Here is a 15,589-nt window from a genome sequence, read left to right as displayed (position 1 = left end):
TACTCGAAAAATCGAGTACATTGAGTCACCACGAGGGTAAAGCAGCCTATTATACGCGAAAAACCGAGTACATTGAGCCACTGCGAGGGTAAACCAGCCCATTATACTCGAAAAACCGAGTACATTGAGTCACCGTTAGGGTAAACCAGCCCATTATACTCGAAAAACCGAGCACATTGAGTCACCACGAGGGTAAACGAGTCCATTATACTCGAAAAACCGATTACATTGAGTCACCGTTAGGGTAAACCAGCCCATTATACGCGAAAAACCGAGTACATTTGGCCCCTGTGAGGGTAAACCAGCCCATTATACTCGAAAAACCGAGCACATTGAGCCACCCCGGAGGTTAAACCTATCCCTCTCCATCTTACCTCTCCATACCCGCCACCACCAGAGACTTTTCTTTCCCGTTTTTCCGGTTACTTTAATTAAAAATAGCCCCGCCATCATATGGCAGGGGCTGCAGGTGCTGGTGTGTCTGCTGTATTTACTTCAACCGTTGTCTGTCGTGTCCCCATCACTTCTATACTCCAAAATATCCCCGGGCTGGCAGTCCAGTGCCTTGCAAATCGCCTCCAGTGTGGATAACCGCACAGCTTTGGCTTTGCCATTTTTCAGAATGGACAGATTCGCCATGGTGATTCCCACGCGCTCGGACAGCTCGGTTACACTCATTTTTCTTTTGGCCAGCATTACATCAATATTTATTATAATCGCCATGATTGTCACCTCAGACCGTAAGGTCATTTTCTGATTTTAGTTCAATAGCTTCCTTCAGCAGCTTCTGGAGAACCGCGGCGAACACGGCAATCACCATGGAGGCAAAAATCAGGATCAGTCCAATGACAATAATGCCCGGGGCATCGTCCTTTTCTGCCATAAGATAAAAGAGCGGCATCCCTGCAGTAAGCAGGCAGCTGATGGTAATTGCGCAGTATTTGATATTTTTGAGGGCCCGGACGGATAAGTCAGAAAAAGCCTTGTTCTTATCAATGTAGCTCAGCAGCCGGAAAGCCTGATACAGCGCAATGTAGAACGGTACTGCCGCCGCATACAAATCAATGAAAATAAGATACCTGATATACGCATAGTCGGGATACAATTCTGCCGCAAATTCAGCAATCCCCGGCACGACAAAAATGCACAATGCCAGAATCGGAATACCGATCAGGATCACCGCAGCCTTCAAAAAGAGTGTTGTTCCTCGTTCCATAAAAACCCCTCACTTGTGATTTAATTTAAACAGACTTTAACACATATTTTATCGTTTTGCAATAAATAAATAACTATTAATAATATATTATTGTTGTTATAAAATTATACTCATACGTATGTACAGCAAATTAAATCACCAAGTGAACGCAAAAATACCGGCGATTATCATCACCGGTACGTTAGTTATATAGGTTATATATGTTACAAAAAAAAAACCCAATTCCCTGGCGCTTACTATAAAATTACTATAGCACGGAAATGTCAACTTAGCAAGCAATTTTATGGAAAACGGAGAAAATAAATGATCCACCCCCTCTTCCCTTCCGGATAAGAATCCTATTCAGGCTCAGTGCTGCTGGCAGGTTCTTCCTCCCCGGTGATATGATCTTCTGCACGAAGGAGGGAATGGAATGCAAATCATAATGAAGGATATCCGCAAAAGCTTCAAAGTGTACAAACGGCCTGAGGGAAAATGGGGTCTGCTGAAGGGTGCTTTTATGCGCAATGTTACGGAGGTGGAGGCCCTCGGCGGAATCGGCTTTGAAATTGCTGAAGGTGAGCTGGTGGGTTACATCGGGCCGAACGGCGCCGGCAAATCTACCTCTGTCAAGGTGATGAGCGGCATCCTCACGCCTGACAGCGGCGAATGTACCATCATGGGCAAGGTTCCGTGGAAAAACCGTGTAGAGCATGTCTCACGAATCGGGGTTGTGTTCGGCCAGCGATCACAGCTGTGGTGGGATGTGCCGGTGGCGGATTCCTTTGAGGTGCTGAAGGACATTTATGCCATACCGCCAGGCGACTACAAAACCAGACTGTCCGGGCTCACGGCGGCTCTTGGAGTGGAAGCACTGTTAAAAACTCCGGTAAGACAGCTCTCACTTGGGCAGCGGATGCGCTGTGAGCTGGTTGCGGCGCTGCTGCACCGTCCCTCCATCCTGTTCCTCGATGAGCCGACCATCGGGCTGGATGCGGTATCGAAGCTGGCGCTGCGCAACTTTTTGAAAGAGGAAAACCGTAAATACGGCGTCACGATGCTGCTGACCACCCATGACATGGATGATATCGAAGCACTGTGCGAACGGGTTATGGTCATCGGCCGCGGCCAGCTGCTGTATGACGGGGAACTTGCCGGTCTGCAGGCAAAATATGCGCCGGAGGTTGTCATGAAAGTGAACACAGACGCTATGATCGCTGCTATGTACAATGATCTGTCTTTAGTCTGAGGAGTTAAATCAGCACTGTTCAATTCTATAATTTACGTTTATCAGGAGGTGCAACATGAACTTGAGATCCACCGCCCGGGCGTGCGGCTCGCTCTTCCGGATCCGGATGGCCGAAGGTCTGCAGTACCGGGTAGCGGCTTTATCCGGAGCAATGGTCGGCGTCTTCTGGGGCCTTATGGAGTGCGTGCTGTTCACCGTGTTCTATACATACAGCGACAACGGAGCGTGGAACAATAATGGGCTAAGTCTCGCGCAGACGATATCCTATGTATGGCTGGCCCAAGGGTTGTTCGTACTGCAGGCTATGAGCATTGACAGCGAGATTATGGGAAAAATCAATAACGGCGACGTCGGAATTGAACTGTGCCGGCCCATGAACTTATACACACACTGGTTCGTCAAAAGCTCCGCCGGCAAGCTCGGCACCTCATGGATCCGCAGCTTGGCAACAATAGGTGCCGGACTGCTGATGCCTGCCGCCTATGCCCTGCGCGGACCCGCTTCCATCCCGGGACTGCTGTTCTTTGTGCTCTCTGTAGGGATGGCTTTTGTCCTGTGCTCCGCCTTCGCCATGCTTGTCACCGCAATCCGGCTCAACATTACCTGGGGCGACGGTCCGACTTCTATGCTGCTGCTGCTGAGCGACATCCTCTCCGGCACCTACCTTCCGCTCCGGCTCTGGCCTGATTTCATGCAGACTTTTCTCTATTTTCAGCCTTTTGGCGGATTCGCCGATATCCCGGTCCAGCTGTATGTAGGCAGTATGGCTCCAGCGGATGCGCTGCCCGGGATCGGCCTGCAGCTCTTTTGGAGCGTAGTCTTCATTGCAGCCGGCCGGTTCATGATGAACCGCAAACTGAAAAGCATCATTGTCCAGGGAGGGTGATCTTATACGATGATTACAGAAGGTAAAGTCTATTTCAAATTCTTGAGGATGCACCTGCTGTCCGGGATGGAGTATAAAGGCTGGTGGCTGATGCTGATCCAGGTGTTTGTCGTTGTCGTCTCCGATCCTATCTCCACTGTACTGCTGTTCTCCCGCTTTGGCAGCATCGGCGAATGGACCGTAGCCCACATCATCCTTGTCTACTCCCTGGCAGTAGCTTCGTTCGGGCTTGCGGAGAGTTTCTGCCGCGGCTTTGATTATTTTCCGTGGTATCTGCTGCGCTCCGGCGATTTTGACCGGCTGCTGCTCCGTCCCAGATCCCTCTTCGTACAGGTTGCAGCCTCCAGATTCCACCTGCACCGGCTAGTGCGTCCGGTTACCGGAATCTGTGCAGCAGGCTGGGCGCTGGAGGAACTTGGTGTATCACTTACTCCAGGTAAGACTGGCATCCTGGTCATGGCGCTCGCCGGCGGCTGCCTCATGTACTGCGGGGTATTCGTGCTTACGTCGGGGCTCGCTTTTTTCACAATCAAAGGGCTGGACTGGATTTATCTGCTGACTAATGCCAGCTATCAAATCACCCGCATCCCGGAGCCGCACATGCCGCGGGCACTGAAGTCGGTGTTCAGCTTCTTTTTGCCGATGCTGTTCATCAGCTTTTATCCTGCGGCTGCGGTGTGCGGCTGGGGCTATCCATCATGGCCCGGATATCTTGCTCTCCCGGCCGGTTCCGCATTTCTTGCGTTCTCACTGCTCATCTGGCGCATAGGTGTCAGGCATTACAAAAGCACGGGAAGCTGAATTACGTTAACCGTAATCAGCTTCCCGTGCCCATTTTAATGCGAGGTTAAATGCTTGCGGTAACCCTCCACCTTCTCATCCCGGTAGCCCATCCGTTCATAAAAAACATGCGCTTCCTTACGTTTCTCGCCGGAAACAAGGATGATATAGTAGCAATTTCGCTTATGGGCAATGGCCTCGACCGCAGTCATGAGCTGTTTGCCGAGTCCCCGGCGCCGGGCGCGTGAGGAGACAACAACATTTTCAATAACCATAAACGGCCGGCAGTCCCCGACAAGATCCTGGCAGATAATACCCATTAACGAACCAAGCAGCTCACCGTCTGTGTACGCACCGAGTAATATATACCGGCTGTCCGCCTTGATCATGTTGAAGGTTTCCTTCAGTTTGCCCGGATTAGCGGTTACGCCTGTCAACTCACTGTAGAGCTCATTTAATGCTTCCAGAGAATCCGCTTCAATTTCTTTTATAGTTACCATGGGTATGCTCCTGCTTCCTCTCACAAAAAAAGTCATTGGCCGTACTATTAAAGCTGTCCATTCTTCGGATAAATCATCCGATATTATTCCTTCACCCGCAGCTCAAACTGCTCCGACTTCCCGTCCCAGTCGACGTTTACTTTGATTATTGAATCTTCTTTTAACATTGTCCCGGTTCCAGAAGCGCCCGACTTTAAAAGCTCTGCCGGAATGGGGCCTTCCATGTTCATGCTTCCAGATCCGCCTCTTCCTTCATACTTATAGTGCAACTGCTTTATATCTTCCAGATCACTTTGCTCTCCCTTGTACCGAAGCTCAAAATTATACTTTTTGGAGGTTTCATATTCTACCCGTTTGTCTTCATCTTCTGGAATGATATACTTCTCCCAGGCTGTCTGGATATACTCCGCCGACCATGTCTCGCTCTCACCAGTAAACGTATAATCATGACGGATGGTTTGGGTTTCGGTGTTACTGCAGGCCGTCAGGATAAGCAATACTATTCCCGGCAGCAGCAGTTTACGTACAAATTTCAACATACAGTTCCCTCTTTCATCCTGTTGTAAAATCACTCTCCTGCACTGTGTACCCCGCTATGCCCCAGATAGTCAAGCACTCTTTCCACACGCTCTCCGACTGACAAATCCTCCACCAGCCGCAGTACCGGGCACTGGAGCCCGGACAGCCATTCCTCATGCAGCACTCTGCTGCGTACCTCCGCACCCGCTGTATCATACAAAGCCGCCCATTTCAGAAATGCCTGCACATCCTCATATTTACTGCCGCCAGGCAGGCTGTCCTCACCATAGCGTTCATACTCTCTTGCCCGCAAGCGCTCCAGCCGGAGGTTCGGAGGAATCCACAAAAAAATGACCAGATCAAAACAGGATTTCAGCCCGTCGCCCCAGCCGCATACCGCACCAGACAAAATCCACGGCTCCCTGTCCTCTAAGTCCTGTCTAATCCTCCGCAAACGTTCATGTTTTTCAGTCTGCACACTGAATTTGCGCTCCCAGAAATAGTCGTCACTGTCCAAAGGGGTGTACAGAAGCTTTGCGGCCAAGGCCCGTGCGAGTGTAGTTGTTCCGGAGCCTGAAGCACCCATAATGTGTATTCTTCTGTTCATTAAGCCTCCTGAAAATGGAAATATCATTCTAATTGTATAATTTTCCAGACACACAAACAACCCGCAAGGCATTCCGCCAGCAGGTTCATCTGCTTATACGCTATGTTAGAGTGCATTATGTCTGTTTCAGCTTCTGAGCAGCTTCATAACCGCCGCATGGCAGGAGTCCTTGAATGCCGCATGAAGCTCATCGTCACCTGACATCAGCCACTGGATCAGACAGCCGTCGATGACCGCCCGGATGAGCGGTGCCGTGGTGTCAGGAGTCAGCTTTTTCGAGAAAATCCCCTCCTGCTGTCCAAGGGTAAGCACTTCCGTACTGATCGCAGCACAGCTGTCATAGAAGCGCTGATTAATTTCCCTGTAGACAGGTATCCTGCTCGCTCTGGCGAGGAAATCTAAATATACACGGTAAAAAGAACGGTTTTGGGCCGGCCCCGCAAATGCCGATTCAATATAAGCAACCAGCTTGCCTTCTGCGGTCTGCTGTTCTGCTACGGCGGCCTGCTCTTTAGCTGAGATTTTGCCGGTCAGCCACTGCAGCAGTTCGATAAGGACAGCCTCTTTATTGTCAAAATAATAATGCACAACGCCCTTGCTGACCTTCGCGTAATCCGCAATCGTCTGCAAAGTAACGGAATCGTAGCCGTGTTCAGATAATGCCTGAAAAGCAGCAGACAGAATCTGTTTGCGTTTCTCCTCGGATTTCTTGTAACGTACCATAGGACCCTCCACCAATCAGGTTAATGTATAATATATCATAGCACTTAAAAAGTTGACCGGTCAGAATAAATATTATATAACTGATTTACATTACAGATCGTACAAGAATGGGAGCGAGAATTTATGCCGGATACATTTCAGGCTTTGGTTGTAGACAAATCGGAACAATTTACGGTTCAGGTAAAAGAGTTATCTCTGGAAGATCTGCCCGCCGGTGAAGTCCTGATCAGGGTAGCCTACTCCAGCGTCAATTATAAGGACGGCTTGGCCAGCATTCCGAACGGCAACATCGTGCGCAGTTACCCTTTTGTTCCGGGGATTGATCTGTCGGGGACTGTAGTCTCCTCAACAGACAGCCGCTTCCGGGAAGGCCAGCCGGTAATTGCCACCAGCTATGGCATCGGCGTATCGCATTACGGCGGCTTCAGCGAGTATGCCCGGATTCCTGCGGAATGGGTTGTGCCTCTGCCGGAAGGACTCAGCCTCCGTGAAGCGATGATCTATGGGACTGCCGGATTCACTGCCGCATTGTCGGTTCAGGCGCTCGAGGATCAGGGAGCCGCTCCGGATAAAGGTACAGTGCTTGTCACCGGCGCCACCGGCGGCGTAGGCGGCTCGGCCGTAGCCATGCTGGCTAAGAAAGGCTATCATGTCGCAGCCAGCACCGGCCGGACTGAGGAAGCCGGTTACCTGCTGGCTTTGGGCGCGGCCGAGATCCTCTCCCGCGAGGAGGTTGGCAGCGGCGCGGCCAAGCCGCTCGATAAACAGCGCTGGCAGGCGGCTGTTGATTCTGTCGGCGGTGAACCGCTGGCAGCCATTCTTAGCAAAATCGCCTACGGCGGCGCGGTCGCCGCAAGCGGACTTACCGCCGGAACTGCGGTGCCGACATCAGTGCTGCCGTTTATCCTGCGCGGTGTAAGCCTGCTGGGGATTGACTCTGTCTCCTGCCCTGCCGGTAAACGGCAGATGATTTGGGAACGGATGGCCGGTGATCTGAAGCCGGATACCCTGGAAAGCCTTGTCGACCGTGAGATCAGGCTGGCAGAGCTGCCCGCTGCACTCGAAGACATTTTGAAATCCAATACCAGGGGCCGTGTGCTTGTCCGCCTGGCCTGATACAGAGAACTCCCGGCAGGTTATTCCGGGAGTTCTCTTGTTAAGTACGGACTGCTATTCCTGGACGGCCTGGTTCTGATACGTTGGATAGCTCTGGCTGTAAGGCTGCTCACGATACTGCTGGGCATAAGGCTGCGCATAATAACCTTGCATTGGATAATGCTGATATCCGTAGCCCTGAGCCACCGGCTGCGTACCTGGATACTGGTAAGCCGGCATATTGGGAGCAGCAGCATTTTCAGCCATGACATTGGCTGGTTCACAGCAGTCTGCAGGCGGTCCAATGAACGTTCTCGGCTTCACCGGCGCCAGCGTATCCTTTACTTTGGCTTCATTCAGGCAGTAAGTATGGGCCAGCACATTGGCAGGAGTCAGCTTCAGAATATCCGAACCCAGAATAACCTCCGGTGTAGGTGCATTAAAAATAGCCAGCAGATGCGTACAGTCCACTGTAGCTACCTCATAATGCCACCAGCCCTGCGGCACATTCGCTACCTGGCCCGGAGCAATCGGGAAGTGGAGCAGCTCATTGGTGAATGGGTTTATTAAGGAAACTACAGCTGCCCCGGAGATACAATAGACGAGTTCTGCGGCATTTTGATGGTAATGCGGTTCTACGACATTGGCTTTGCTCAGATAAATATCAAGCAGCGATGTATTGTCAAGCGTATTGAGATCTTTCACCGACAAGACATTAATATAGTTGCAAGCATCCTTCTTAAATAACGTATTGCCGTTCACATCAAAGCTGAATTGTGTATTGGGCGATGTGTAATCCTTATTCAGAGTCACCGTGCAATCCTTCCCTTCTGCTGACCGTTTTTTGTCGTTCTGCAATAGGGTATGCATCCGCCTATGCCCAGGTGACGGGACTCCTTCTGGAATCACAAATAAGCACCTTCCGGGATGGAAGATGCTCATTTGTGTGCTTATTCTCCGGCAATTCTTGTACGGTTTCTCCCCAGGTGTTTGGCGGAATACAGCGCCTGATCAGCTTCATTGAGCAATGCTTCGAGATTTCTGCCATGGGTAGGATAATGTGCGATTCCCTGGGATGAGGTGATGCGCCGTTCAACAGGCCCTTTGCTTTGTGCCAGCGACTTGCGGATTCGTTCAGCGACAACATAGGCATCCCCGGCCTTTGTGCGCGGAAGCATAATTATAAATTCCTCACCGCCGTAACGGCTGCATACATCCCCTGGCCGGATACTGGTACTAAGGATATGCGCACAATGTTTCAATACCTCATCCCCGGCGAGATGGCCGTAGGTGTCATTTACAAACTTGAATTTATCGATATCCAGCACAATCAGCGAAAAAGGCATCCTGGCAGCAATGGCCTGGTTAATGCTGTTCTCCAGTGACCGGCGGTTGGTGAGTCCTGTAAGCGGATCCGTCATGGCCACCTGTGTCAGCTGATCCGTCTGCTTCTGGATATCCGTCCACGCAATGACAACTGCCTGTCTCAACAGATCCGCTTCGCGGTTCCAGTGCGGCTTCAGTTGGGGAAGCTTCTTTTTCTCTTTGCCCATTGTACTCATTAGATCCGCGAGATAGACAAAAGGACGGGCAAGCCGGTGTGCCAGCATAAATACACACAGCAGCAGAATCATAAAGGGAATAATTGTGTAGGCGAGTATTTTGCGCTGATAATTCACTAGCTGCTTTTGAATAACTTGCTCAGGGGAAACCACGACAACCCCCCAGCCGCTGGCGGGAACACTGGAATAACCGGCAAGCATAGAGATACCGCTGACATTAATCGCCTGCATTTGCCCGCTCTGTCCCTCCATTAGCTGCTTCACCACTTCATTGCCGCTAATATCCTCGTCAATCCGCTTGTGGTCCGGATGGAACAGCAGATGCCCGTCTTTGCTGACTATGTAAAAGTATGAACCGGAGCTGTCAATTGAACTGCTACCAAAAATCATATTAAGTATGTTGTCATCCTGAAGGTAGATAGTTCCTCCGATAAGTCCAAGATAGTTCCTCTCCGCGTCATATATCGGCTCACTCATGTACACAAGCATTTTTCCGGTAGTGGCAGAGATATGCGGTTCTGATAAAAAAGAGGTTTTCAGCTGCTGCGCTTCAATAACTGAGGGGGAGCCTACCTGTTGTCCGGTGATCCCCAATGACTGTGGAGCGCTGCTGCGGACCATGCCATCGGCAGATACGAGTATTACCGAATTAAAATAATTGCTGCTGTTCTGCATAAGTTCAAGATAATCATCAATCGCCTCCGGCTCAGCAGCATTCATCTTGGAGAGGGATTCGGCACTGTAAGCGAGACTCGTGCGCATGGAACGGAACAGCGAATCCACAGTTTTGCTCATCCGCTGGGCATTGGATTGATTTAAGCTGAGCGTTGTATCGATTAAAGATCTTTTTTTCGATTTATAAGAAGCGACTAGCAAAATCGTAGTGGTCAGCACAAAAACCAGTGTCACCAGGCCGATCAGCAGCAAGGTCAGGCTAATCTTCCTGCCGGACTTGGCTTCTGCTCTTGCGGGTGCAGCCATTCTTCAACCTCCTTGTAGTTCCAAGCCATATCTACCCATTATAAACGATTAATGAAGCTTGTATATACGTCGTTTCATTCCAACTTTGCAGCTTCGGCCATCTGTGGCGATGCTCGAATAAAGTTGCCCCATTGGATGCAAAAAATCGAATACAGTTGGCTGCTGGGGGGCGAACGAGGCGATTATATGCGAAAAATCGAGTACATAATGCTGCTAAGGCATACAAGCCTGTAAATTAGCTATTGCGAGTTTCATAGACATTATGCCAAAAAGCACAAGCCGCTGGCTTGTGCTTCAGAGTATTGAGAAACCCAGATCTTTCAGTGGTCTTGGGTTTCTCTGCTGGATTTCTATGTCTGCGGACGCATCCATTATAGGCCTCGTCCTCTTTCGCGCGCTAACGGACACTGCGTCCGTTATTTGCCGAAAATTGCCCCGTTTCCATCGCTAACGGACCGTAGTTCCTTTATTCTGCTAAATGACGGGTAAATGAAGCCCATTCGAATGAAATAACGGATCCAGGGTCCGTCCCTCGTATTTAAGGGGTTTTCTCACGAATACTCACTCATTCGCAGGATTTCATCGTCATGAAACGGTGGAGATGGTTGGTTTGTGGTGGAGGTTGAGCCGTTAGTCTGCTGGCGGGCATGCAGGAACAGAAGCAACGCATGACGTGCTTTTGGACACATCGATTCCTGCACACTCCACTTGGCCCACGGAGGTTCACCCTCCCAGATCTCAACGGGTCTATGCCCTTACATTCCTTCGTTACACCTGTCCATGGCGTGGAGACCGATAGCGTTTAGTTAACGGGTCAAAGCCCTTCCGGACCGCGTATTCGGTTCTCTTTGTGCACGTTATGCTGTACAATCCTGCGAATAAGTCAATGCCCGTGGTTCGGGTTTACGCGGCAGCCGGGGCTGGAAGTGGACTGCGGTAGGTTTCTTCTCGCTGCACCATGCCAATCAGAATGCGGGCCAACTTGCCAATCAGCTTAAACAGCGAAGCCTGTTTCTTCATCCCTCGCGCCTGGTTGTTCGCATGCCACCGCTTGAAATCAGGATTTTGCCGCACCAGGCCCAGCATCCCCCAGTATAAATGTTTACGGAGCATACTGTCGCACGCTTGGAGAGCTTGATTTGCCCTTTGAATTTACCAGAGGTGCACTCGGCCAGATTCAGGCCGGCTCGTCGCAATAATTGCTTGCCATGCGCATAGAGGCGCAGGTCGCCAGCCGAGGCCAGGACGGCTGCCAGCGTCATGTTTCCAAGCCCGCAGATGCTCCGTAGTTGCTCGGCCAAGGGGATTTCCGTCAAGACCGATTGGATGGCCTCATCCATTTCACCTAGCATAGCGCTCACGTACTCGTAGGTTTGAAGCAGGCGGCAGCTGTCTTGCCGGGCTTCTTCCGTTGCCCTCGTATCCCCAATGCTTCGCTTTGCTGCTGCCAGCAAGGCTGCTGCCTTCGCTCTGCCGCTGACACCGGAGGCACGCTTCATCCCTTGTTCGCGCCAATGGTCAATGACTTCGTCGACGCTCAGTCTCTTTAGGTCGCACGGCAATGGACAAGCGCGGAGTGATGCCAGCGACCGAAGCACCGTCCAGTCCGGGAAGACTTGGCGGAATTCCGGAAAGTACAGGTCAATCCAGCGGACGATCCGGTTACCCAGACTTGTCAGTTGCTTCACCCAGTATTCTCTGTCGCTCATCAGTGTCTTTAGCCGCTCAAACGCTGCGGCCTGAGTCACGTAGTCTGTATAATACCCTCGGCTGACGACGTCTGCAATGACAAGCGCATCCTTTGGATCGTTCTTGGATGGGCTATTGTCCCGATTTTCCTTATTGCGGTGAGTCGTTACGGGATTAACCAGTACCACCTCAATCCCTTGCTGAAGCAGCCAATTCGCGAGGTTAAACCAGTAATGTCCGGTGGGCTCCAGACCGATGAGGAGGGACGTCAGCCGATGTTTTGACTGAACCTCTTTGACCCAGCGCAAGAGTTTCTCAAAGCCTTCCAGCGTGTTTGGAAAAGACAGGTGACGCGGAGTCAGGGAACGTCCACGAAAGTCAGTCATTTGTGCGGCATGCGTATCCTTAGCGATATCGATTCCGACCACGGCATGTTGCATAGTAATTCGTTCAATACGTTGATTCGTTGTATGGTTTCGGTTAGACTTCATAGTAAGCGCCTCCTGATGGGTTTTGGGCTTCGGACCCCTTATACCCCCATCATACGAGGCGCCCTTGTTTTTGTCTAAGCCAAAAACTTAGCGTTTACAGGAATGTTTAGAATTCCCAAACACACCTTTAGTACAAAATAACGGAACCAGGGTCCGTTAGCATTAGCTTTTCCAAGTAATTGATATCTCCGGGTACGCAAGGTGATAGGTTGTAACCTGCTCAGCCCATCACATCGCTCCAGAAATCGATAGGTTTTATTTGGTCAAACTCTATCGCCCCGTGAGGCTTGTCCCCGAACTCCACCTTGAAATATTCCAGAAGATTCTCTCCATAATAGACAATATCGGTCTGATACACTGAGAATACAGGATTACCAGCCTCCGGCGGATTGGAGGGGAGATACCTGTGAGAATAAATCGGAATTAATGTTGGAATTTTTGAATACTCCCGCTCACAAATTCTTACTCTATCCTCGGGTAAGTCCGGTTTATCCCCCCATGCGGGATACCAAAAAGAGTTATGCATAACATCAAAAATCATGCCTTCCAGCGGCCAATTCAAGGATCTGCGGATTCGTTCAACATTTGCTGATGAGCCGTCGCGCCAGTTCAAGAAGCGATCACCAACCGGCAGTCCTGCAGCATACAATTGACGCAAGTCATCCGGGAATACAATTTGATACCGCTGTTCAATTTCCGATAATTCCTGCGGAGATAATCCCCTATCCACCCGCACCCTATACCGCTTAAGCAGCTCTATAATAGCTGAGCCCATTGGTTCACGCCTGCTGGTTAAACCTCGCAGTTACGAACACAGCCGGCGAGTTCCAATAAATGGTCACCTCATTGGTCGAGTAGCTGAGGTCATGGTCTGCAAAGCACTGGGCGGCAGGCCGGCCCTGCAGATGCTCAGCCACGTACTCATCATGGAGTCCGCGGTCCGGACCGCCCGACACCAGACCGGGCACCGGTGCTTCCAAATTGTCGCCCACCGACGGGCGGTGATGCGGGTTCATGACCGGACGGTCGCCAAAACCGGTCACATAGCTGATATCCAGCACATTGCGGCCCATCAGATAATGCAGATGATCGAGCGCACAATCTGCATAAGCATCGTCACCGCTGAAATGCTCTGCCGCCAGGAGCAGCATGGCATTATTCATCACGAGCATATTGCTGCCCCAGATATAATCTTCTTCCAGCAGGGAGATGCGGTAGCCGTCCTCACGGCTCTGGTGCAGCAGCCGCTCTGCTTCGGCCAGCAGCCCTTCCTTGAGGGAAGCATACAGTGCAGTCTCCGCCGCTGCTTCCCCGTTGAGCAGATAGGCAAATGTGCCATAGCCGCCCATATCTCCCCAGCCCAGGCTGTACTTCGGAAAGGACAGCTGTGCGAGCGCCTGAAGCGCCTGGTGGTATACCTCTTCCCCGGTTGTCCGGTACAGCTCCGCTGCCGCCCAGTAACGCTCATCGGTATCGGTATCATCCCCGTATTCCCCGGTTGAAATCTCCGGCGGATTCTTAAAGCCGGGGACCTGCGGATGGCTCTCCAGCCATTCCCAGGCACGGCGGGCTGCTTCCAGACACCGGTTCGCATAAGCTTCGTCGAACGGCTTGTAGATCCGCGCCGCCATCGCCATCACACCGGCGAAATCCCCTGTAGCCGTTGCAGACACCGGCGAGAAATACAGCTCTGCCGTATCATCCTCCGGCATGACATCAAGGCCCGGAAAGCTCAAAGTAGTCAGCTTATGATAGACTCCGCCGGTGCCGGACTCCTGCATTTTGAACAGCCAGTCCAGCTCTACTCTGCATTCCAGCAGCACGTCAGGCGTAACCCCGTCACTCTCCGGAATCGGCACGCTGCTGCTGAACGCTGAAGGATACAGCTCATAAGCCAATAGTAAATCGGCAACAGCCTTGGCTCCCGGTCCCGAATATTTACCGTAATCTCCCGCGTCATGCCAGCCGCCGCAGCTGTCCAGCGTAAGTCCAGGCTGTCCGTATACAATCCCTTCTGAGAGGTGACAGGCCTTGTGTCCCCAAGGACCGGCAAATGCCTCATCCAGCTCCGTTCCGCAGCGGTAGAAATAAAAGGCTTTCAATAATCCCTGCTGCAGCTCATGATACGGCTTATCGCCAATGACAAAGGCTGCCGACACCCCACCGTCTTCCGCTTCGATACGGTATCTTCCGGCTGCAGTCACCTCCGAGAAATCGCCGGCATGCACCTTAACGCCGCTTGCCGGGTCTGCTCTCTTCTCCCCAGTCTGACCTGTAAATACCACTTCACCGGTATCCTCATGAATGACCCGGAATTTTTGCCCTTCACCGGTAAACATTGCGGTTTTCCGGCTGTCCGCAGCATATCCGATCTGATTCACTGTAACCGTCCGAAGATTGTGTTCACTCATTTAACATCTCTCCCTTTTTAGAGTTTTCTCCAGAAACACAGCCACACCATTCTCATTGTTGGAAGCAGTGACTGTATCCGCCAGCATTTTAAGCTCTTCGTGGGCATTCTGCACTGCAACACGGGTTCCGGCAGCAGCGAATAACCCCAGGTCATTCAAATGGTCGCCAAATACAAGGATGTCTTTAGTCTCCAGACCCAGGTGCCGTGCCCACAGTTTCAAACCGTCGCTTTTGTTGCCTTTGGGATGGCTGAACTCCAGAAAATAATGATCCTCTATGTACAAGTCCCTGATGAAATGAATCTGAATCTCTGCTCCAAATCTCTCGTGTACTGCATTGTACACCGGCTGAAGCTCCTCCAGCAGTCCAATATAAGTAATGACCAGCGTCCGGTGCCCGTCCATTACCTCAAGCTTATCAGTTTCCCGGAATCTTTTGTCACCCAAACGGCTGTTATAAAAGCAAACATCACCTGCCCTTGCCGGCGGCTCATGAAATACCCTTTCTTCATCCCTATCGTTCATTGTGAAATGGAAAGGCGTAATCCCGCTCCTTCGGCCGGTCTCGATGATTTCCCCGGAAATAACTGCATCCAGCCAGTACCCGTCAACAACCTGCCGGTTCATTGTATCGTAAATAAGAGCTCCGTTATAAAGAATAACCGGGAACCTCCAGGCAATCTCCGACACAACACTGGCGGCGCTTACATAACCTCTTGCAGTCGCGAAGCTGACAATCACCCCCTGTTCCATTGCTTCCGTAAGAACACGAACTGTATAGTCCGTTAGCCTTTGTTCCGACGTCAGCAGCGTCCCGTCCAGGTCTGTGACAAATGCAGCCATAGACATGTACCCTCCCATCTCAAACCGAGTAGTATTAAGTACATGCTATACGCTGCCG

15 protein-coding genes and 1 pseudogene are annotated in these 15,589 nt (G+C 51.3%); 4 read left to right on the top strand and 12 right to left on the bottom strand.

Annotated features, from left to right (window positions below; genetic code table 11):
- Positions 1–495: 495 nt before the first annotated feature.
- Together C2I18_RS23565 and C2I18_RS23560 are read right to left on the bottom strand one after the other, a co-directional pair.
- On the bottom strand, positions 496–723 hold the full coding sequence (locus tag C2I18_RS23565) for a helix-turn-helix domain-containing protein (protein ID WP_249898151.1): 228 nt from the start codon (positions 721–723) through the stop codon (positions 496–498).
- A 10-nt stretch (positions 724–733) separates the two neighbouring features.
- Positions 734–1,216, bottom strand: coding sequence for a DUF2975 domain-containing protein (locus tag C2I18_RS23560; RefSeq protein WP_249898150.1), 483 nt, complete (start codon positions 1,214–1,216; stop codon positions 734–736).
- A gap of 412 nt (positions 1,217–1,628) precedes the next feature.
- On the opposite strand from C2I18_RS23560, the gene C2I18_RS23555 reads away from it, so the two are divergent.
- Genes C2I18_RS23555 through C2I18_RS23545 form a run of 3 tightly spaced genes read left to right on the top strand, consistent with a single transcriptional unit; the run spans position 1,629 to position 4,131 of the window.
- Positions 1,629–2,444 carry an ABC transporter ATP-binding protein gene (locus C2I18_RS23555; protein WP_249898149.1) on the top strand — a complete coding sequence of 272 codons (816 nt, stop codon included), beginning with the start codon at positions 1,629–1,631 and terminating at the stop codon, positions 2,442–2,444.
- 55 nt (positions 2,445–2,499) lie between these two features.
- Positions 2,500–3,330, top strand: coding sequence for an ABC transporter permease (locus C2I18_RS23550; protein ID WP_249898148.1), 831 nt, complete (start codon positions 2,500–2,502; stop codon positions 3,328–3,330).
- 9 nt (positions 3,331–3,339) lie between these two features.
- Positions 3,340–4,131 (top strand): ABC transporter permease, encoded by a 792-nt coding sequence (locus C2I18_RS23545; protein ID WP_249898147.1) that lies wholly within the window; start codon positions 3,340–3,342, stop codon positions 4,129–4,131.
- Positions 4,132–4,166: 35 nt separating this feature from the next.
- On the opposite strand, the gene C2I18_RS23540 is transcribed toward C2I18_RS23545, so the two are convergent.
- The 4 genes from C2I18_RS23540 to C2I18_RS23525 form a co-directional block, all read right to left on the bottom strand.
- Complete coding sequence (locus tag C2I18_RS23540) at positions 4,167–4,610, bottom strand: GNAT family N-acetyltransferase (RefSeq protein ID WP_249898146.1); 444 nt, start codon at positions 4,608–4,610, stop codon at positions 4,167–4,169.
- 83 nt (positions 4,611–4,693) lie between these two features.
- Positions 4,694–5,149: a hypothetical protein gene (locus C2I18_RS23535; RefSeq protein WP_249898145.1), complete on the bottom strand. Its 456-nt coding sequence runs from the start codon at positions 5,147–5,149 to the stop codon at positions 4,694–4,696.
- A 29-nt stretch (positions 5,150–5,178) separates the two neighbouring features.
- Positions 5,179–5,736, bottom strand: a complete 558-nt coding sequence (locus C2I18_RS23530; RefSeq protein WP_249898144.1) for an AAA family ATPase — start codon at positions 5,734–5,736, stop codon at positions 5,179–5,181.
- A 126-nt stretch (positions 5,737–5,862) separates the two neighbouring features.
- The gene (locus C2I18_RS23525) at positions 5,863–6,459 is read right to left on the bottom strand and encodes a TetR/AcrR family transcriptional regulator (protein ID WP_249898143.1); all 597 of its coding nucleotides are present in this window, start codon (positions 6,457–6,459) and stop codon (positions 5,863–5,865) included.
- A 123-nt stretch (positions 6,460–6,582) separates the two neighbouring features.
- On the opposite strand from C2I18_RS23525, the gene C2I18_RS23520 reads away from it, so the two are divergent.
- The gene (locus C2I18_RS23520) at positions 6,583–7,575 is read left to right on the top strand and encodes an acrylyl-CoA reductase family protein (RefSeq protein ID WP_249898142.1); all 993 of its coding nucleotides are present in this window, start codon (positions 6,583–6,585) and stop codon (positions 7,573–7,575) included.
- 54 nt (positions 7,576–7,629) lie between these two features.
- Here C2I18_RS23520 and C2I18_RS23515 read toward each other — a convergent pair whose 3' ends face one another.
- The 6 genes and pseudogenes from C2I18_RS23515 to C2I18_RS23490 form a co-directional block, all read right to left on the bottom strand.
- Entirely contained in the window at positions 7,630–8,424 is a 795-nt protein-coding gene (locus C2I18_RS23515) for a cupin domain-containing protein (RefSeq protein WP_249898141.1), read from the bottom strand.
- An 80-nt stretch (positions 8,425–8,504) separates the two neighbouring features.
- Positions 8,505–10,097: a sensor domain-containing diguanylate cyclase gene (locus C2I18_RS23510; RefSeq protein WP_249898140.1), complete on the bottom strand. Its 1,593-nt coding sequence runs from the start codon at positions 10,095–10,097 to the stop codon at positions 8,505–8,507.
- A gap of 903 nt (positions 10,098–11,000) precedes the next feature.
- Positions 11,001–12,277 (bottom strand): annotated as a pseudogene (locus C2I18_RS23505) (IS110 family RNA-guided transposase).
- A 220-nt stretch (positions 12,278–12,497) separates the two neighbouring features.
- Entirely contained in the window at positions 12,498–13,052 is a 555-nt protein-coding gene (locus C2I18_RS23500) for an SMI1/KNR4 family protein (RefSeq protein WP_249898138.1), read from the bottom strand.
- Between the two features lie 4 nt (positions 13,053–13,056).
- Complete coding sequence (locus C2I18_RS23495; protein WP_249898137.1) at positions 13,057–14,688, bottom strand: glycoside hydrolase family 9 protein; 1,632 nt, start codon at positions 14,686–14,688, stop codon at positions 13,057–13,059.
- Positions 14,689–15,531 (bottom strand): Cof-type HAD-IIB family hydrolase, encoded by an 843-nt coding sequence (locus C2I18_RS23490; RefSeq protein WP_249898136.1) that lies wholly within the window; start codon positions 15,529–15,531, stop codon positions 14,689–14,691. It abuts the gene before it with no gap.
- Positions 15,532–15,589 lie beyond the last annotated feature (58 nt).

Origin of the sequence: Paenibacillus sp. PK3_47 (genome assembly GCF_023520895.1) — a bacterium.
Lineage (GTDB): Bacteria > Bacillota > Bacilli > Paenibacillales > Paenibacillaceae > Paenibacillus_AQ.
This window is presented reverse-complemented; position numbering and strand designations above follow the sequence as displayed.